General features: G+C 32.7%; 12 protein-coding genes. 1 reads left to right on the plus strand and 11 read right to left on the minus strand.

Annotated elements, in window-relative coordinates; all coding sequences use genetic code 11:
• Positions 1–13: 13 nt before the first annotated feature.
• From aldA to HNV10_RS07235, 5 genes are all read right to left on the minus strand, one after another.
• Positions 14–1,453 (minus strand): aldehyde dehydrogenase, encoded by a 1,440-nt coding sequence (gene aldA, locus HNV10_RS07215; protein ID WP_173300666.1) that lies wholly within the window; start codon positions 1,451–1,453, stop codon positions 14–16.
• Between the two features lie 45 nt (positions 1,454–1,498).
• Complete coding sequence (locus HNV10_RS07220) at positions 1,499–2,788, minus strand: class II aldolase/adducin family protein (RefSeq protein WP_173300667.1); 1,290 nt, start codon at positions 2,786–2,788, stop codon at positions 1,499–1,501.
• A gap of 66 nt (positions 2,789–2,854) precedes the next feature.
• Complete coding sequence (locus tag HNV10_RS07225; RefSeq protein WP_173300668.1) at positions 2,855–4,231, minus strand: FGGY-family carbohydrate kinase; 1,377 nt, start codon at positions 4,229–4,231, stop codon at positions 2,855–2,857.
• Positions 4,232–4,241: 10 nt separating this feature from the next.
• Entirely contained in the window at positions 4,242–5,522 is a 1,281-nt protein-coding gene (locus HNV10_RS07230) for a sugar isomerase (RefSeq protein ID WP_173300669.1), read from the minus strand.
• A gap of 94 nt (positions 5,523–5,616) precedes the next feature.
• Complete coding sequence (locus tag HNV10_RS07235; RefSeq protein WP_173300670.1) at positions 5,617–7,722, minus strand: bifunctional aldolase/short-chain dehydrogenase; 2,106 nt, start codon at positions 7,720–7,722, stop codon at positions 5,617–5,619.
• A gap of 404 nt (positions 7,723–8,126) precedes the next feature.
• Here HNV10_RS07235 and HNV10_RS07240 point away from each other — a divergent pair, with 404 nt between their 5' ends.
• The gene (locus HNV10_RS07240) at positions 8,127–9,167 is read left to right on the plus strand and encodes a GntR family transcriptional regulator (RefSeq protein WP_173300671.1); all 1,041 of its coding nucleotides are present in this window, start codon (positions 8,127–8,129) and stop codon (positions 9,165–9,167) included.
• 23 nt (positions 9,168–9,190) lie between these two features.
• Here the strand turns inward: HNV10_RS07240 and HNV10_RS07245 are convergent, their stop codons facing one another.
• The 6 genes from HNV10_RS07245 to HNV10_RS07270 all read right to left on the minus strand — a co-directional run bounded on the left by HNV10_RS07245 (position 9,191) and on the right by HNV10_RS07270 (position 20,009).
• The gene (locus HNV10_RS07245; RefSeq protein ID WP_173300672.1) at positions 9,191–10,345 is read right to left on the minus strand and encodes a lactonase family protein; all 1,155 of its coding nucleotides are present in this window, start codon (positions 10,343–10,345) and stop codon (positions 9,191–9,193) included.
• 9 nt (positions 10,346–10,354) lie between these two features.
• On the minus strand, positions 10,355–12,862 hold the full coding sequence (locus HNV10_RS07250; protein WP_173300673.1) for a heparinase II/III domain-containing protein: 2,508 nt from the start codon (positions 12,860–12,862) through the stop codon (positions 10,355–10,357).
• 20 nt (positions 12,863–12,882) lie between these two features.
• Entirely contained in the window at positions 12,883–14,289 is a 1,407-nt protein-coding gene (locus HNV10_RS07255; RefSeq protein ID WP_173300674.1) for a sulfatase, read from the minus strand.
• A gap of 15 nt (positions 14,290–14,304) precedes the next feature.
• Positions 14,305–15,765, minus strand: a complete 1,461-nt coding sequence (locus HNV10_RS07260; RefSeq protein WP_173300675.1) for a sulfatase family protein — start codon at positions 15,763–15,765, stop codon at positions 14,305–14,307.
• Between the two features lie 31 nt (positions 15,766–15,796).
• Entirely contained in the window at positions 15,797–18,355 is a 2,559-nt protein-coding gene (locus HNV10_RS07265) for an InlB B-repeat-containing protein (protein ID WP_173300676.1), read from the minus strand.
• A gap of 124 nt (positions 18,356–18,479) precedes the next feature.
• Positions 18,480–20,009: a sulfatase gene (locus HNV10_RS07270; RefSeq protein ID WP_173300677.1), complete on the minus strand. Its 1,530-nt coding sequence runs from the start codon at positions 20,007–20,009 to the stop codon at positions 18,480–18,482.
• Between the last annotated feature and the right edge of the window lie 9 nt (positions 20,010–20,018).

Here is a 20,018-nt window from a genome sequence, read left to right on the forward strand (position 1 = left end):
ATGAAATGTATTTTTAGTAATACTTAGCATAAACGACACGTGTATGCAAATATTCTTCCATACCATGCTTGCCGTCTGCTCCACCAACTCCAGATTTTTTCCAACCAGCGTGGAATCCCTGTATAGCTTCAAAATGCTCCCTATTTACATAGGTTTCTCCAAAGTGCAAACCATTAGTCGCTCGCATTATATTGTTATAGTTTTCAGAAAACACTGATGATGTTAGTCCATATTGACAATCATTAGATAATGCAATTGCTTCATCTAATGTACTAAATTTCATAACAGGCAGCACAGGACCAAAAACTTCTTCTTGAATAATTTGACTATCTTGACTACAATTAGTTAAAACTGTTGGTTCATAAAAATACCCTCTATCAAATTGTTCAGGACGCTTACCTCCTACTAAAACTTCGGCACCTTCTTTTTTAGCAAACTCTACCATTTCAGAAATTTTATCAATCTGAGATTTAGAAACTAAACTACTCATATCTGCATTTACACCAGTCAGAGCATCTTCAATAGTTACCTCACTCATTTTTTTTGTTAGTTTTTCAACAAACTCATCATAGATACTATCTTCTACATAAACACGTTCTGCGCAATTGCAAACTTGTCCGCTAAATATAACTTTAGATGAAACAATTGAGTTTAGGGCCAATTCCATGTTTGCATCAGCGCAAACAATCGCAGGAGCCTTACCACCTAATTCTAAAGAAACTTTAGTGATATTTTCTGCTGCTGCACTAATAATTTGCTGCCCTGCAGATACACTACCTGTTAAGCTAATGATTCCTGTAATAGGACTTTTAGAAAGTGCATTACCAACAGTTCTCCCTGCTCCACACACAAAATTTAAAACACCATCGGCTAAGCCAATATTTTGAATTAATTCTGCAAATTCCATTATAGTATTTGGTGCTTCAGAACTCGGTTTAATTACACAAGTATTCCCTGTTATTAGAGAAGCTGCAACTTTACGAGCCATTACAAAAAACGGAAAATTCCATGGACATATACCTACAGCTACTCCAATCGGAACTTTGTGTAAATAAATATGTTCCTTTTCTCGATCACTTTGAATAATTTCTCCTTCAATTCTTCTTGCCCAACCTGCATTATAATCAAAATAATCTGCTGTAACATCAATCTCTACTTGAGCCAGACCTATCACTTTTGCCTGTTCTTTAGATAATGTCTCCGCTAAAAACACTCTGTTTTCTCTTATAACATCAGCCATTTTATGTAAAAACGCAGCTCTTTGAATAGCTGGTAAAGCCTCCCAAGCTGGCTGTGAATCTTTTGCGGCTTGCAAAGCATTATTAGCGTCTTCAATTGTACCGCTAGAAATTGTACTAATAACTTCTTCTGTACAAGGATTTAATATTTTAATTACAGATGTAGCTTTAGAGTCTACAAATTGTCCGTTAATATATTGCTTATAATGCTTCATTTTTTATAATAATTTAATAAGGTTATTCTAATCTTTGCTAATGTTTTAAGCTAAAAACTTTTCTCTTAATTCTTCAACTTGATCATCATTTATAGGAACCATCTCACCTAAAGAATTTCCTAATACTATTGATTTTGCGCTAAATTCCGCAACTTCTAAATAATCAAATGTTTGAAGCAACTTATCTCCTGTTATAATTACAGAATCGTTTTCAATAATTAGCGCTGTAGCACAATTATCAACTATTTCAGAATTGTTACTTTGTCTAAAATGATTTCCATATTCAATAGCTTTTATGTCTTGTAAAAATATCCAGCTTTCTGGTATTGTTCTAACATTTAAATAGTTTCCTGTAACTCCAAAAGCCATTAAATATGGTGATTGCGTCATAATAATGGAATTCACTTCTGGGTTACGTTTGTATATCTCTTGATGTATCCACGTCGCCCTACTAGGTGTTTTTCCTTTTTCTCTTTTACCGTCTTTTATTTGAACAATGTCATTTAAATCCATATCCCAACGATTAACATCTGTTGGTGTAATTAAGAAATCATCATCTTTCCATCTCATAGAAACTGTTCCGTAAGAGCTTATCATTAAACCTTGTTGGCAAGATCTATGAACTATGTCACAGATTTCCAATCGTTTTTCTACTTCATCAGAGGAATATTCGATATTTTCATTTTCTGGAATACTTGCAGGTACTTGTGCTTCAAATGCTTCAATCTGAGCATCCGATAAATATTTTGGTTTGCCAATTTGCGAACCATATAAAATTGTACGTGCACAAAACTCCAAAGCTTCAAATCTCTCAAAAGCATCTATTAAATCACTACCACCCAATACAGTTCCGTGATTCTCCATTACTATTGCTTTAAACCCTTTTTTAAATTCTTCAGCAATAACTTCTCCTAATTCTTCACTTCCTGGTAATTTATACTCGGCATAACCAATTGGTCCGCAAACGTGTTTAGCTTGCGAAATAATATTTGTATTAGGTATTTGACGCACAATACTGAATGACACCAATGCAGGTGGATGTGCATGAATTACAGACTTAATATCTGGTCTGGCTTCGTAAATTGCCTTATGAAATGGAAATTCTGAAGATGGCTTATGTTTTCCTATAATAGTTCCGTCTTTCTTAACACAAATTATATCTGATGCCATTAAAGAACCTTTATCTATTGCCGATGGTGTTACCCATATATCTCCATTATCGTCTATGATAGAAATGTTTCCACCTGAAGTAGTGGTCATTCCTCTCTTGTAAATTCTACTAATGATTTCTGTAATCTGATTTCTTGGATGTATTAATTTTATATTTTTTGACATTTTTTTATTGATTTGGATAAAGAATTAATTATTATCTTTTGAATTACTGTTTTATTATTACGGAATTTATCCGCCAATTATAAATGGCACATGCTTTTTAAGAGCATAATTTTTTTTCAAGAATTTTGAATTTAATTTGGTATCAGAAATAGAAATCGCTGCACCCAATGCCGAACCTAATGAAGCATTTGTTGTACTTAATTTTTTATCCCTAAAGTAATGTGAAACCAGTTTAATAAACACATCATTATCGCTAAACCCACCATCTACATATAACCTAGAAATGGTATCATTTCCAACAGCTTTTTCAACACATTTATTTTGAAGCAAAACCAATTCGGTCATAAGTTGATGATATGCTCCTTCATAACTTTTGTGAATTATTTGAGTTTCATTTGGCATATTTTCATCCTCTAATCCTATCCACTTATGACAATACTTGAAGTCTTTAAGTATATCGGTATATGTATCGTAATTAAACTTCACATTTCTATGATAATCATCATTAACTCCAAAATAATCGTTTAATTTTTGTACTTGGATTTTATATTCATTTCCTAAAAACAAACGTGATGCCTTAACAGGTTTACCATTAATACGCATATAATTAATTACATCATTATTATTGGTATTATCTGATATAGGATTTTCTGTAAACGGATTAAAAGCAATACTCCATGTGCCTGTAGAGATTAACACAAATTTTTTCCTTAAGCTCCTTACATAGGGAAGTAATGCTGCCGAACTATCGTGAATACCTACACCTATCTTAATACGATTACCGTTATAATTCATATTAATACTTGTTTCGGTAGATACAATTGGTGGTAAGATTTTATCAATCCCTTCTTTATAGACCCATTGATGGTAGTCTCTTTTTCCATAATCCCAAAGTGCAGTATGGCAACCAATACTGGTATACTCACTTATAGGAATTCCTGTAAAGACATAACTAAGATATTGAGGTAAATGTAAAGAGTATTTAATTTTTTTATAAATCTCTGGTTTGGTTTTTTTTATCCAATATAATTGCAGTCCTGAGTTTAACATACTTAAATCTGCACAACCCGTATTTATAAGAAAGTCTTCTTTAGGACCATAATCATTAAAAAAAGACGAAATTATTTCTTCTGGTAACGGCTTGGTATAATTATACAAGGGTGTTAATGGATTACCATCTTTATCAATATGGACCAAACTTGCACCATATGTTGAGAAATTGATTGCTTTTACTTTAAACTCTTTTTCTTTTAAAATCCTATTAAAAACCTTTTGCAACCATTTTTTTAAGGCAGGAAGGTTCTCTGTTGGATGCCCATCTTCATCTAAAATTTCGTCAAAAGAAATATATTCTTTATGGATCTCTTTAAAGTTTTTGTCAAATAAGAAAAACTTCTTATTAGTTTTTCCTATATCAAAAACAGCCGTTACTTTTTGTTTCATACGACATGGATTATAGCCCTGTAGCTACTGTGTTTTTACCTCTTTCCTGTATTAACTCTCCCCTTACATTTAAAGCTCTATACGCATCAATTGGACTAATTACTCCACCTCTATTTAAACGTGCTTTTTCTAACAATGGTCTTACATCTGTTCTATATGCACCTTGTAAAATTTCTTGACATTTTACAACATCATTATTGGCTTGAGCCGCTTTTAATTCTTCTTGATTAATTAGAAGCGCTTTCGCATAAGCTTCTTGTATAGCTTCAAGAGATTGTATTAAATCTTCTAAGGGATCTTTAACGTTGTGACTGGCATCAATCATCCATGCTAAGTCCGGGTTTTGAGGGTTATTTGCCATACCATAAACCAATTCATTAAAAATTAAGAATAAAGCATATGGTTTTATACTTCCTACAGTTAAATCGTCATCGCCATACTTACTATCATTAAAATGGAAACCGCCTAACTTGCCTTTTAATTGTAAAATAGAAACAATCTGTTCTATATTACTATTTGGTAAATGATGACCTAAATCTACTAATGTATAAGCTTTATCTCCACATCCATTTGCGAGCATTAAAGATGCTCCCCAATCTTGTATTACGGTACTGTAGAAATTTGGTTCATAAGGCTTATATTCAACAAGCATTTTCCAATCATGTGGTAAACCTTTATAAATATCTATTAAACTATCTTGAGTATTTTGAAACGCTGTTTGAAAATTGTTTTGTCCAGGAAAACAAGACCCATCCGCTAACCAAACAGTTAATGCTTTGGACCCTAATTTATCCCCAATTTTAATGACATCTAAATTATGTTGAATTGCCTGTTCTCTAACCGCTTGACTAATGTTACTTAAAGAACCATACTTGTAGGTTTCTGTAGCGTTCTTTTGATCTTGAAATGTATTAGAGTTTACAGCATCAAACTTAATATGTAAAGCATCTGCTTTCTCTTTTATAGCTTTATAATCTGAAGGAATATCCCAAGGAATATGCAATGAAACTGCTCCTGCTGTTTGTGTTAGGCTATGTAGAACGCCTACATCTTCAATTTTCTGTTCAAGACTTGATGGTTCTCCGTAGAATCCAAAACGCCCAAAACGTGTTCCTCCAGCTCCTAATGCCCAACTAGGAATAGCAACTTGAAATTCTGATAATTTTGAAACAATGTCCGTAACATTATGACCATTTTTAGCCAAATTCTGAGCTAAAAAATCAAAATTCTCATTGTGGTTCTGTAAACCGTTTTTATTAAAATCGGTAATCTGTTCTTTTTGTATTTTCATAATAATTGACTCTTCATAAAAAAGAAACTTCCATTACTTCTAATTGAATTTCTGGAAGTTTTCTTTTACTAAACAAATTTGTGTTTTTTTTGTATTATCTAACAAATGCGTTTGCCATTCCTCCATCTACATTTAGTATATTTCCTGTAGATTTATCAAGTATTCCCACAAAGGAGAAAACTCCATTGGCAATATCACTTGGTGTAATGATTTTATTTAATAAATTTCTTTTTGCGTAAAACTCAGGTAATTCCTCTACTTTAATTCCGTTAGCTTTAGCTCGACCTTCGGCCCAAGCACCTTCCCATATTTTACTACCTACAATAACTCCATCAGGATTTACAGTATTTACTCTAACTTTATCTTTTGCTAACTCAGCAGCTAATAAACGTACCATGTGTTGTTGTGCTGCTTTCGCAGTACCATAGGCTACATTATTAGGGCCTGCAACTAATCCGTTTTTACTAGCGATAGCAATATAGTCTCCACCAAGGCCTTGTTTACGTGTAATTGCAGAGAATTGCTTAGCAAGATCAAACTGTCCTTTCACTAATATACTCTGCAAAATATTCCAATCTTTGTCTGTTGTATCTAATAAAGGTTTAGAAATTGCAAGTCCGGCACTATGAACAACAATATCAACTCCTCCAAATTCGATACATGCTTTTTTAAAGGCTTTTGTAATTGAATCTGGGTTAGTTACATCACAAACAGCATAGGTTGAAACATCTCTTTTATATGTAGCATTTGCTGTAACAAGGCTTTCTTCATTAATATCTGTTAAAACTACATTGGCACCTTCTGCTGCTAATTTATCTGCAATTGCTTTACCAATTCCGCCTCCTGCACCAGTAATTAAAGCTACTTTACGAGAAAGAGGTTGCTCTTTTGGCATTCGTTGTAACTTTGCTTCTTCTAACAGCCAATACTCAATATCAAAAGCTTCTTGTCTAGGTAAAGATGTATATTCTGTAATTGCCTCTGCTCCTCGCATTACATTAATAGCATTAATATAAAACTCATTTGCAACACGCGTAGTTTGTTTATTTTTTGCAAAACTAAACATCCCAACACCTGGGTAAATTATAATTACAGGGTTTGCATCACGCATTGCAGGACTGTTATCCTTTTTACACGTGTTATAATAATTTGCATATTCTTGTCTATAAGCTTCAAAGGCTGGTTCTAATTTCTTTAAAATTGCATCAGTATCTGATAAATCTGCATTTTTATCAATTTTTAATACTAACGGCTGAATTTTAGTTCTCAAAAAATGGTCTGGACAAGATGTACCCATAGGTGCTAATCTTGACAAATCATTGCTATTAATATATTCCATAACTACATCTGTATCCGAAAAATGACCAATCATTCTATTTTCGGATGAACATAGTCCTCTTAATAAAGGCATCATTTGAGCTGCTTTTTCTAAACGCTCTTCTTTTGGTAAACTTTCTATTTTTTGTCCACCAAATACATTACCTTTTTCTTTTATCTTTTTCTCAATAAATTCAGACGCCATTTCAATGACCTCCAAACTATTCATATAACACTCATAAGATGAATCTCCCCAAGTAAATAAGCCATGAGAACCTAAAACGATACCTCTAATACCAGGATTATCTGCCAAACATTTTTCAATTTGTAGACCTAAATCAAAACCAGGACGTTGCCATGGGACCCAACCCATTGTGTCTCCCCAAATTTCTTTGGTTACTTTTTCGCTGTCTTTAGCTGCTGCTACTGCAATTAAAGCATCCGGATGTAAGTGATCAATATGTGCAAATGGTAGCAAACCATGCAAAGGGGTATCTATTGAAGGCGCCTTACTATTTAAGTCATAAATACAGTGATTAAATAAGCCAACCATGCGATCTTCGTCCTGTAAACCTCCGTAAACATTCTTTAAATCTCGTAGTCGTTTTGTGTAAATACCTGCTATTCCACTTCTATTTAAAGTACCTATATCGCCTCCAGAACCTTTAATCCACATCACTTCCACATCTTCATTAGTTAATGGGTCTTTTTCAATGGTTCTACAACTTGTATTTCCACCACCGTAATTAGTAATTCTTAAATCAGCTCCTAATAGATTTGAACGATACAAAAATAAATCAACTTGGTTATCACCAAACGACGAAGCCTTATCATTGTCCCACAAATAATCTACATATTTAAAATTCTTTGTATTATTCTCCATAAATAGTATTAAAATATATTATTAAACCAAATATATATTTCAAAAAAAACTTTTGTATCCTGTACTGTACCGTATAGACAAGCTTAGGTTTTAACTAAAAATTTAAAAAACCACATAAATATCATTCAATATACCATACTATAAAATTAGCATTAGTATAAAATGTAAAATAGTTTTAACGTAATAAAGAATATCTAATTCTAAAGTTTTAAGTTATAATCACTGCATCATTATTAGATTTGTCACTGATAACACCTATGTATTTAAAAAGAAAATAAATTACAACAATGCCCTTAAAACTTGAAATGTTTGAAGCATTTTTTAACATCAAAGAAATAATAACTTCATATATTTGTGTCAAACTTAATTAAGCTTTAATCTTTAAAACTCCGATTATTTTGGAAATGATGAAATTTATAAAAATTGATGAAGAATCAAGGGTACCAAAATACCAACAGATTATAGACTCTATTATTCATAATATTTCGGAAGGGAATTTAACAATGGGTCAAAAAATCGCTTCAATAAACATGTTTAGTGAAGAGTTTTATTTGTCTCGTGATACTGTTGAAAAAGCTTATAGTATATTAAAGGAACGTAATATTATAAATGCCATACGTGGTAAGGGTTATTATGTAAACCGAACAAAACTAATTTCAAAAATTAATATTTTATTTTTAGTAAACAAATTAAGCTCCTATAAGCTCAGGACTTACAACTCATTTATAAATAGTTTGGGAGCAAACTCTCATACCGACCTTATTATTTATCACTGTGATGAATCTCTATTTTTAAATTTATTAGAAAAGAATAAAGCGGCTTACGACTATTATGTTATAATGCCCCATTTTAAAACGGATGACTTAAAACATATTAGTTTTACTGATAATGTTATTAAATCTATTGAAAAACTACCACAAGAGAAGTTAGTTATTTTAGATAATATTAAGCCTGAAATTAAGAGCAACCATGCTGAAATATATCAAGATTTTGAAAATGATATTTACAACGCCTTAAAAGAAGGTGTTTCTAAAATTAAGAAGTATAAAAAAATAATATTAGTATATCCTGAAAAGGCCGTCTATCCGTATCCACGACGAATTTTACACGGATTCAGAAAATTCTGTGTAGAGTTTAATCTTGATTTTGAAATCTTAGATGGAGTGATACACGACATGATAATAAAAAAAGGCGATTTATTTATTACAATTGAAGAATCTGATTTAGTTAATTTAGTAAAACAAGCAAAAGAAGATGAATTTATATTGGGTGAAGATATTGGCATTATATCTTATAACGACACACCTTTAAAAGATTTATTAGGAATTACCGTAATATCTACCGATTTTAAAATAATGGGTGAAACTGCGGCAGACATGGTTTTACATAATAAAAAAGGAAGCGTAAAAGTACCTTTTAACTTAATTGAAAGAGATTCTCTGTAATTTATTTTATAGTTTGTTTTGAATTACAAATTAATGCTATACTTTCTCATTTGAAGGCTAGAAGGTTTATCAACAATTATTTCCTGTGATAGCTTAGTTAGTTTTCCTGTTTTAATATTCCGACGAAAGATAACAATGTTATCAGTAAATTGATTGGCAACCAACAAAAATTTACCTGAAGGATCAATAGCAAAGTTTCTTGGGTGATTACCATAAGTTGGCTCGTGACCAATTAAATTAAGCCTACCATCATCTAGATTGATAGAAAATATTGAAATACTGTCTTCCTCTGGCCCTCGGTTTGAAGCATATAAAAAATGACCCTCTGGTGAAATGTGAATATCTGCCGCTCTGTAAATATCCTGTTGTTTTTGATAAGATTGATAATCTTCAACAAATTCTAATTGACCATCTATATAATTAAAAGCCGTAATTTTACCACTTAATTCCGCAATGCTGTATCCAAATTTACCGTTTGGGTGAAATGTAAAATGTCTTGGACCGCTTCCTGGTTTCATTATAATTTGGTTTTCGTTTTGAAGTATTGAATCCTGAGCAGTAATATCAAAATTAAACCCTCTTATTTTATCAGCTCCAAGATCATGAGCAAATAAAAAGTTATTTTCAGGTGAAAAATTTGAAGAATGCATATGTGATGCTTCTTGTCGATTTTTAATGATACTACTATCTTTAAACTTTATAACTTGGGAATGTGGATTAAGACTTCCATTTTCATTAATTCTAAACATACTTAAACTTCCATCAGAATAGTTAGAGTTTGCTAAAAACCTTCCTGTTTTATCTATTTCTAAATGTGCTGGATTTAAGCCTCCACAATCTTGGATATTTATCAAGTCTATTTTTCCATTTATGGAATCTACAGCAAACGATCCAATTTTTCCATGATATGGCATTTGACTTTCCATAACCGAATACAAGTACTTTCCATTCTTAGATAATTTTAAAAAAGATGTATTGGTAACACTATCTAGTGTAAATTTAAAAGAGGCTTCACCTGTTTCAGTATTAAACTCATAGACATGGATGCCTTCTCCTGGTTTTTTATCCGTAAAACTACCAACAAAAAGTAAGGTTGTTTCTTTTTTTGACTTGCAACCAACAAGTATTAACAAGACTAAAATTAGCGATAAGCATTTCGATATTTTATTCAGTTGCATAAACTTAAGTTAATAGACCTTGTAATAGGTTTTACTGGCATCCGTTTGTATGGTCTCGTTTTTATAAACCAATTTATCACCTTCACCAATGTATATACTTTTCAAATCTTTATTTTCATTCAAGGAAATTACGGCAAAAGTACCTTGAAAGTAAATACCTAAGGCTTTATCTTGAAATATACCATTCTTCGATTGGGTTATCACATATTGTGTCAACTTTTCGGTTGGTGTATTACTAATAATTTTCAAACCTTTATAAACACCATTCTCTTCTAATTTTTCAACCGATTGTATTGTTGCCGTTTCGGATTCATTATAAGGTTCAAAAACCACAACAAATGGATTTTTCCAAGCTTCGCCTTTATTACGAATCACCAATGTTGGTGTTGGCATATTGTCGTACGGCTTTGACGATTCAAAAGTAGTTGGTGCCTTTACTTTGGTATATTCCCTGTTTTCAAAACCTAGAATATGCAGTTGCATAAATACGTTTCCCGTACTTAATTTTTTTGTATTAAATGTCGCCTTAACATCTTTATTGTAAGCATTTGAAGTTTTTACATTTTTAAAAAAATGCCATCCTGGATTTCTATAGACTTTGTTATGCCTCCATTCTCCATTGGCATTTGCCATATAGCGCTTTGGTGTTTTTTTAAAACCCATATCATCATTTTCAAAAACGATTTTATCACCTATATTGTGATACAGATAATCATGATATTCATTTGGCAGCTTAGATTTTGAACGGAATACATCCACATAATAACCTGTAGTAGGTGATGTTCGAATTAAGGCCAAAGTGCGTTCTTGAGACGCCTCTGCTTTGTCTCCTTTATCGTCTTCAAAACTGGTTTGACTGAATGAATGGTAAGGCGAGACTGCTTCTTCGCCTACTATTGGCTCCATAGAAATAAGTTGAACCATATTGATGCCTAAATTTACCCATCCGCCTTCTCCTTGAGAACTTCCATTAACGACTACCGTATTGTGTGCAGCAAATAATCTTGAGTAATTTTCATGCAAGTCTTTTCCATAGCTTTTCCGTCCATGATCAACGCCTAATACTTGACCTTCTCCATACAATTCCATATTCATACCTTCGGCATGACCATGAACCATATGAGCACCACCTACAAAACACATTAAACCATCTTTTGTCTTATTTGTACTACTCAAGTTTCGTTGCAATACAATACCTGCATGATATACTCTATCTGTTCTTGGTAAATCTATCTTAGCGACTTCTTTGCTAATATCATTGTTGTACCAAAACAAAGCTTCGATGTTTTTTCTGCGGTATTTACCTTTAGTCAAAGCTCTTTTAATGAGTGGTCCAAATTTATCTTGCAAATCTTGTAAACCATCCATTTTAGCTACAGTATAAGCATTTTCATAGGCCTCGTATGGTGCATGAGCACTTCTATGTCCATCTCCCCATCTTATAATCTCATTGTTCGGATACACAAAATAATCTAATCTTGGTAGTGCATATAAAATATTGGAATATGTTTCTCCAAGCCTTAAAGACGGATTGTATTTGTTTACAACCAGTAGTAATTTAGCTAAAATGGCTGTGGAATGATTTAAATACTGTGAGGTCTCTGGCCATATATCACCTTTCTTTTTATACTTTTTATACATGACGTTAATTGCGTCTTGATTGTCTGTGTTTTCATTTAGGAAATAGGATAATAATGTTTCACGCTCTTTTTCGTCATCCATAGCCAAGGCGTTATATACTAAACTTGGTGACTCTAAAATTGAATGGTTAGAACCTGTATGACCGTAATTAATCGTAATATCTGCATAGGTTCTACAAACGTCTTGAAGCTCTTTTACTGGGAAATCTACTTTTCTATTTTTGATGATATCAAATGCTTGCCCTCCATTTTTAAGATAAGAAGCTGTAAAATCGTAAATCAAAGGCACTTTATAACCTAAAACACGTACTTCTCTAAAACCATCATAAGGAAACAACCAACCTCCTCTTCCATGCCAATCTGAAAGCTTCGATTTTTGAACCGATTTTGTAAAAGAATATAATATACTACTTGCCACATAAGCGTAACTTTCTTCTTGGGTTAAATAATACATCATGCCACAATCCATAGCGATTTGAAGATATTTGTCCAATAATTCCATATGTTTCTTCTCTGCATCTGTGGCATTATCAAGATTTTTTTGAATACCATTTTCTACATGGTAGGTTTTATAAAATGGTGGAAAGCTGTTTTTTTTACCTTCGGTCCAATTGAATGGTAACTTTTCTAAATAGGTTTTCGGATTCTTATTAAAGGATTTAACTTGAAAATCTGCTTTTCCTTTTAATTTATTAAAGATGTCTTTTGCCCAATCTTGAGTCTCTATTTTTTCAAGAATTTGACTTCGTTCTTCCATAGTCACTAAAATAAAAGGACGCTCTTTTGATTGTGAAAAAAGTATAGTTTGAAACAACAATACAAAAATTAAAAGAATACTTCTTAAAATATAAGACATGCTAATTTTTGTTTTTTTCATACCAGTTTAAAAAGCTCTTTTTATTTATAACTATTTGCTTTTTCTTGCTTAATTTTCAGCGTATTTCGCATGTCTTCGAGCACCTTCTTGTATTTAACATCAGTTACTACATTTTTGTTCTCATCTGGGTCTAGTTTACGATTGTATAACATCTCCTCACCATTTTCATATAAGGAATAATTAAAATCTTCTGTTACAATAGCATCAGCCTTTTTAAAACGTGCATAAGCGTTTTCTCTAAACGACTGCTCTGGATTATCAAGTACGGATTTAAAACTCTCTCCCATGATGTAATCAGGTGCAGGTATATTGGCTAAATCACAAAGCGTTGGATAAATATCAACACTCTCAACCAAAGCTTCAGTATGTTGTCCTTTGGCCTTTCCTGGCACTTTTACAATCAGAGGAACCTGCAAAGCATTATGCAACGTATTATGCTTTCCCCAAAACTCATGCTCTCCTAAATGCCAACCATGATCACCCCAAATCACAACGATTGTATTCTCTGCCAAACCAAGGTTCTCAAGTTCACCAAGCACTTCTCCAACCAACTGATCCACATAGCTAACACAAGCATAATACCCATGACGCATCATTTTATGAAACTCGTCAGTATTAGGTGTATATTCTCCAAAACTATAGCTTTTAAACTCGCCACTGCCACGTAATAAAGTTGGAGCATTTTCAGGAACATAACGGTTATTGGCTATCTCAATAGCATCTCTATCATATAAATCCCAATATTTCTTAGGCGCATAAAACGGCATGTGTGGCCTGAAAAATCCACAAGCCATAAAGAAAGATTCTCCTGTTTCTTTGAAACGACGTAAATCACTAATAGTTTTTTGAGCAATTTTATAATCAGGATACGCACTCTCATCTACTTCTGGTGCTTCGTATACTCGACCATTCCCTGATTTCATAATCACTTTTGTAGTCCCAGGGTCGTAACTAACTCTGTGTCCTCCTTCTGGCATCCATGGGTTTTGACTCCAACTAGCCTCTTGAACATCTTTATTGTAATGAAAGATCTTTCCGTTAGAAATACTGGTATAGCCAGCATCTCTAAAGAGGCCTGGTAATGTTTTAGCATTTGGAACCTCTTCTTCTGCCTTTGCTCTGTAATCTATAAAACGTGTTTTTGTAGGTAGAATACTTGTGAGTAAACTAGCTCTTGAAGCTCCACAAACAGGGACATTACAATAGGCACGGTTAAAAACAAGAGCTTCTTGTGCCAATTGATCTATGTTGGGTGACTTTACTTGTGGTGCATCATAACAACCTAATTCGGTTCTTAAATCGTCAATAGCAATAAACAAAACGTTCATTGGTTTTTGCTCTTGTGTGCCTGCGGTTTTATCTTTTTCATTTTTACATGACATAAAAAGTAATGCTAAACCAAATGCATATGTGAAGAATTTATTCATTTTAATAAGTTTTTTTTACCAATGTTCAATTACAATATAGTCGTCTTTAGCAAGGGTGTTTTTTATGGAATCTGGGATTTTTCTTCTTGGCGTATCTTGGTCTAGCTTAAATCCTTTTTTTCCTTTTGGTGTGATAATTGGCATATTACCAAATTCTTCATTTAAAATATCTCCTTGAGACTGCATCCAACTGAATAAATCTTGTTTCAATTTTTCTTTCAAAGATTGTAATTCTGAATTTTGAGCTAAATTGTTTTGCTCAAATGGATCATTTTGTAAATCGTATAATTCCTCAAAAGGCTCATTTTTATGTGCATTTGCACCTCTTTTAATAAAGTAATCTACATTTGATTTTCCTGTTAAATTTTGTTCAACAACTTCTATTGAATTAAAATTTCGAATGTATTTGTAACGCTTATCACGAATCATTCTTGATGGAAAAACTTCTGAGTTTAAAATGTTTTGATTGGTTCTTACACCAAAAACGTACTTGTTTACTTGAATATCATCGCCTTGTAATAACGATAAAAAACTATTCCCATCCATATCCTTACGTTCCTTACTTCCTGCAACTTCCATAAAAGTTGGCAACACATCTGTGTAATGAATTAACTGATCTGATGTTGTACCTGCCTTAATTACCTTTGGCCAACGTGCTACAAATGGTACCTTTAAACCAATATCTTTCACTGTAAATTTTCCTGAAACACCATGATCGGCACTGTATATAAATAAGGTATTGTCACCTAAATAAGTATCAACCAATTCCAATACCTTTTCAATTTGTGTATTGTCTTCTTCAATACTTCGGTAATAGCCTGCTCTGCTTTTAACGTATGCTTTATCGCTTTTTTTATGCGCATTAAATGGATAAAACTTAAGGTCTTCTGCATTTGGGTTTTCTACATCAAAATATTTTCCATGTGGATATTTTGATGTTATAAACATGCAAAAAGGCTTTTTAGAAGTTTTAAAATAATTTTCAATACTATCTAAAGGAATGTAATCTCTTGGCACATCCTTTTTGGGTACTGGTTCCCATTCTTTATCCCAATTATAGACATTGTATGGTTTTACATGACTTTTTCCTGCTAAAACAACTTCATACCCTAAGCTTTTCATTTGTGATGTTACACTCTTTATCTTAGGTTTAGTTGCTGTATGATTTGCAAAACATCCGTTTTTAAGAGGGTAGTTTCCTGTAAACAATTGTGATCTACTTGGTGCACAAATAGCTTGCGCTGTAAAGGCATTTTTAAATAGCATACCTTCTTTAGCTAGTCGGTCTACTCCTGTGGTAATCACCTTTTCATTGCCATAACATCCATAATCATAGACATCTTGATCATCTGCCAAATAAAATATGATATTTGGTCTTTTTTCGGAATTCTGAGTATTATCTGAAGATGGTGTTTTACAACCAAATGAAAGAGTTACAAAAAAAACGAATATTGAAATCTTTGAAAATATCTTCATATTAACGAATCTTTATAATTGCCAAAAGCTCTTAGTTAAACAATAGTTTTTTGTAAGCTTTATTGATTTTTATAATATAAATTCCATTTGAAAATTTAGAGATATCTATTGTCTTTCCTTTTCCAGAAAGCACCTTAACTCCTGTTAGGCTGTACACTTCCCAAAGCTCTGTTGTATTACTTTTTAATGTAAATACACCATTAGAACTTGGATTTGGAAAAACAGTAAAAGCATTGTCTAAATTATTTTCATCTACAGACAATCCGTCTTGAGTGAATGTTGCTGTTATATTTAAGTCAGAATTTACGGTTATTGTTAACGGGTTTTCTGTGCTTACTATATCACCAGACCAACCTTGAAATACCCAACCTTGATCTGCAATTGCGTTTAAATCAAATTGCTGCCCTCCAAAAGAAGTTCCGCTTTCATAATTTAATATGCCATTACCTAATTTATTTATTGTTACATCAAAAATCTCATTATCTGCAATAGGTATAAACTCTATTCTATCAAAAACAATACTACCTGTATTTACACTTTCATATACCTTAAATTCGTTAATAATACCTTCCCAATGCGACCAGTCTGTTAAATCGACATCTATCGTATGCCACTCATTATCATTAGGGATGGTAATTTTTTTTCTTCCTGAAGCAAATTCTGTACCTGGAATATTTGCCGCCATTTGAAGAAACGTATCTTCTGTACTATTTTTAACAACCAATTGTAAGGTGTCATACAAATCAGAATTAATATTTAACCCTGTAATTGCTGCCATTGGGAATGCAAATCCGCTTGAATAATTCAAGGTTAATAAATCATTATCTGTGTTTACATTCATTCCGGCACTCACTGCTGTCCAAGGCGCAAAATCTTCTGAAGTTGTCCAAACAACAGTTGCAGGTGTAATAGGTGTTGTAAAATATTCTTCGGTTCTAAATTCAAACTTTTCGAACGCAAATGAAGGAACCTCTGTTTGTACACTTATTACAGAACCAGATTCACCATCATCTCGTACAGTAGTTACTATACTTTCCCAATTACTGTATTGATGTGGGTTTGGATTTTCATAAGCTTCATATGCAGCTAAACCAGCTTCAGTTAAAATTCTTTCTGGATCTCCTTTATCATCAAATCCACTCATTACATAAGCTTGTCCCGAATTTTCTTCTAAGAAATTCTGTAGTTTATTATTGGTTTTGTCATACGAAATACTTCTATAATATAAGGTTGTACCTACTGGTAATTCCGATGTTATAGACACATTTACCTCTTCATTATATATATAGTTTAAAGAATTGTTATTATAATTATATACTAAAACATCATATTCTGTAGCGCCATCCTTTTTTGCGAAAATAGCGTCAACATCATTTGTTGAAGTTTCTGGTGTACCAGAAATATCTGTTGTATAATGCACTTTACCATTCATAGAATTTAAAATACTAATTCCTGGAGGATCTTGTGAACCAGTTCTATTACCCCATCTATAAATTAAATCTAAACCCTCCTCTTTATTTTTATAAAAAATATTAGAAAAATATAATTCTACAATTTCTGCATGAGATGTTTCTGCATTAATAAACCCATTGCCATCAGCACCATTCATTGTGGTTACTGTTGCATACTCCATTAAATCAATAGTTGCACTAGCGTCCCATTCTGGATGATTTACCAAATCAGCGAATAAATGATTATACTTAATGCTCATATTACGTAAATTGCCATTACCTAAAACTACGTAATCTGATATTCCCCAAAAATCATATTGTACATTATTATCAAAACAATATTCTATTAAACCCTCAGCAAAAGAAGCAAAAGGCTCACCTTTGTAATTTAACACTGAGCCATTTTGATAGAGAAAATCTGGAGCCCTTGTATGTAAACCAATAGTTGCATTCGGCAAAACTGCTCTTATTGCGCTTTCTGTATTTTCGAAATGTTCTATAAAATCTTGTTTGGTACCATACCAATGGTCTGGTGTTTCAATTTCAGAACCGACTCTAAAACGCCAAGATAAAACCAAATCTTCTCCATAATTATCAACTAACTCGGTCATTAAAGCTACTATATAATCATGGTATGCAACTTGGTCTGCAGGAGGCAAAGAATTACCATAAATAGATATTTGTTCGTTCTCTCTGAAATTAACATAATCTATAGTCCCTTCTGGAATAAACGTATAGCCATGTTGAAAAGCCCAAGGCGGTTGATCTAATACAATTTGATGGATTTCTGTTTGAGAATTAATAATATTATCTAACCTTTCTATTAGTCGCTCAAATTTATATACATATTGATTATTAATAGAATCATACAAACAGGTATCAAAATCTAAATCTTTTACATTTTCACCATTTACAGTTTTTTTGATTCCACCAATCATTCTAACAGTATTCATTTTAAGTCCTGGACGTACATTTGAACCAGATTGAGGACTAATTCTATTGGCTATAGACCAAATATTATGTAAAGCTGTACTCTCATTATCTTCATCTGTAAAATCTGATGATAAAGTTACTTGTGCATTTAAGTGGAAAAAACTAAAAATGCTTAATACTAAAACAAGTTTATTTTTAGAAAACATCGATTACATTATATATTAAAAAAATTACTAAAAAATCTAACGAAAGATAAATATATTAATAACGCTAACTATCCTGCTCTGTCTTGAAAAACGATTCATTATCATTTTTGAAGATATATAGGAGTTACCTATCAGCTCCAATGACATCCACGGGTTTATTTTCTTTTCCATTTACACGCATCTTTTGCTCCACAAAATAAGGTTGAAAGGTATAATTAGATTCCGAATCCCATTTTGAATTCACATTTGGCAACAGCGCTTTTAACGCTTCTATCTCACTCTTGTATTTAGGATTATTAGCTTCATTATACCACTCATTGGAGTCTAAGCTATGATTATAAAACTCTTCAGTTCCGTCTTCATATTGAATATAACGATAACCATTTGTCTTAATAGCATGATTATTCATACCATAAGTTGTGATAGCTCTTGCTTCATTTAGTCCTTCATTATTTTCCATCATGGCCACTAAGCTATTCCCTTCATTTCTTTTGTAAGCTGGCAAGCCACTCAATTCTAACAAAGTTGGATAAATAGACAACATCTCTACAGGTGCCGTGATTTTCTTTCCTTTAGGCAAATTTGGAGCAGCAAATAGCAATGGCGCTTTTGTTGCAGTTTCCCAAAGTGCGTGTTTTGCAAATGTTCCTTTTTCCCCTAAACGATATCCATGATCCGACCACAAAACAATAATGGTATTATCAGCATACTTACTGCTTTCTAAAGCATCCAAAACACGACCTAATTCATAATCTACATAACTCATACAAGCTAAATAGGCTTGCACTATCTTTTTCCATTCGCCACTGTCCTTTGCCCATTCTGTAGATGGCATCATTGGTAAATCATTTATTTGCATACCTACAGGAGGAATATCATTTAAATCATCTGACTTGTAAGGTGGAGTTTGAATATCTTCCAACGGATACAAATCGAACCATTTTTGAGGAACATAAAGTGGTACATGAACTCTTAAAAACCCAAGTCCCATAAAAAATGGCTCATCATAATTTCTTTGCAGTCTTTCAGCAACCCAATTTACAGACTGATGGTCTGGCATTAAAGAATCTTGTTCAGGGAAAGCTCCCCAATCTGTACTTGTTCTTCCATACTTTTCTTTTTTAGATTTTGATGTTCCAAAACCATCCCAAACAAATCGTTTTTTAGGATAAGGACCAAAACCTTTTACACGTCCACCAGATTCATTAAATACACTATCTGGCGCATGGATATGAAATAGTTTTCCAATGCCCATTGTGTAGTAGCCATTGTCCTCAAAGTATTCTGGTAAAAACCTGATGTCTTTTGTAGCAGGATTCCCTTCTCTCCGAATTTTATTATCAGGTGTCATTCCGTAAATTCCGGTTGTAGAAGGACGTAAACCTGTCATTATAGAAGCTCTTGAAGGCCCACATAAAGGCGCCTGAACGTGAGCGTTTGTAAATGTAACTCCCATTTTTGAGAGTCTATCAAAATTTGGTGTCTTTACGTTTGAAAAATTTTGAATTGGACTAATCCAATTGTTTAAATCATCAACAGCAATAAACAAGACGTTTGGTTTTGTTGTGATGTCTTTTACCACTTGCTGTTCTTGATTCTTACATGAAAGAATAAACAGTAATGGCACTAAAAGTATTAAGAGCGTTATTCTCATAATGATTTA

This window comes from Winogradskyella litoriviva (assembly GCF_013249065.1).
Lineage (GTDB): Bacteria > Bacteroidota > Bacteroidia > Flavobacteriales > Flavobacteriaceae > Winogradskyella > Winogradskyella litoriviva.

What these genes read in the sequence shown, in the direction of transcription:
- aldA (WP_173300666.1), bottom strand. Translation starts at nt 1,453, where the DNA reads ATGAAGCATTATAAGCAATATATTAACGGACAATTTGTAGACTCTAAA.
- HNV10_RS07220 (WP_173300667.1), bottom strand. Translation starts at nt 2,788, where the DNA reads ATGTCAAAAAATATAAAATTAATACATCCAAGAAATCAGATTACAGAA.
- HNV10_RS07225 (WP_173300668.1), bottom strand. Translation starts at nt 4,231, where the DNA reads ATGAAACAAAAAGTAACGGCTGTTTTTGATATAGGAAAAACTAATAAG.
- HNV10_RS07230 (WP_173300669.1), bottom strand. Translation starts at nt 5,522, where the DNA reads ATGAAAATACAAAAAGAACAGATTACCGATTTTAATAAAAACGGTTTA.
- HNV10_RS07235 (WP_173300670.1), bottom strand. Translation starts at nt 7,722, where the DNA reads ATGGAGAATAATACAAAGAATTTTAAATATGTAGATTATTTGTGGGAC.
- HNV10_RS07240 (WP_173300671.1), top strand. Translation starts at nt 8,127, where the DNA reads ATGATGAAATTTATAAAAATTGATGAAGAATCAAGGGTACCAAAATAC.
- HNV10_RS07245 (WP_173300672.1), bottom strand. Translation starts at nt 10,345, where the DNA reads ATGCAACTGAATAAAATATCGAAATGCTTATCGCTAATTTTAGTCTTG.
- HNV10_RS07250 (WP_173300673.1), bottom strand. Translation starts at nt 12,862, where the DNA reads ATGAAAAAAACAAAAATTAGCATGTCTTATATTTTAAGAAGTATTCTT.
- HNV10_RS07255 (WP_173300674.1), bottom strand. Translation starts at nt 14,289, where the DNA reads ATGAATAAATTCTTCACATATGCATTTGGTTTAGCATTACTTTTTATG.
- HNV10_RS07260 (WP_173300675.1), bottom strand. Translation starts at nt 15,765, where the DNA reads ATGAAGATATTTTCAAAGATTTCAATATTCGTTTTTTTTGTAACTCTT.
- HNV10_RS07265 (WP_173300676.1), bottom strand. Translation starts at nt 18,355, where the DNA reads ATGTTTTCTAAAAATAAACTTGTTTTAGTATTAAGCATTTTTAGTTTT.
- HNV10_RS07270 (WP_173300677.1), bottom strand. Translation starts at nt 20,009, where the DNA reads ATGAGAATAACGCTCTTAATACTTTTAGTGCCATTACTGTTTATTCTT.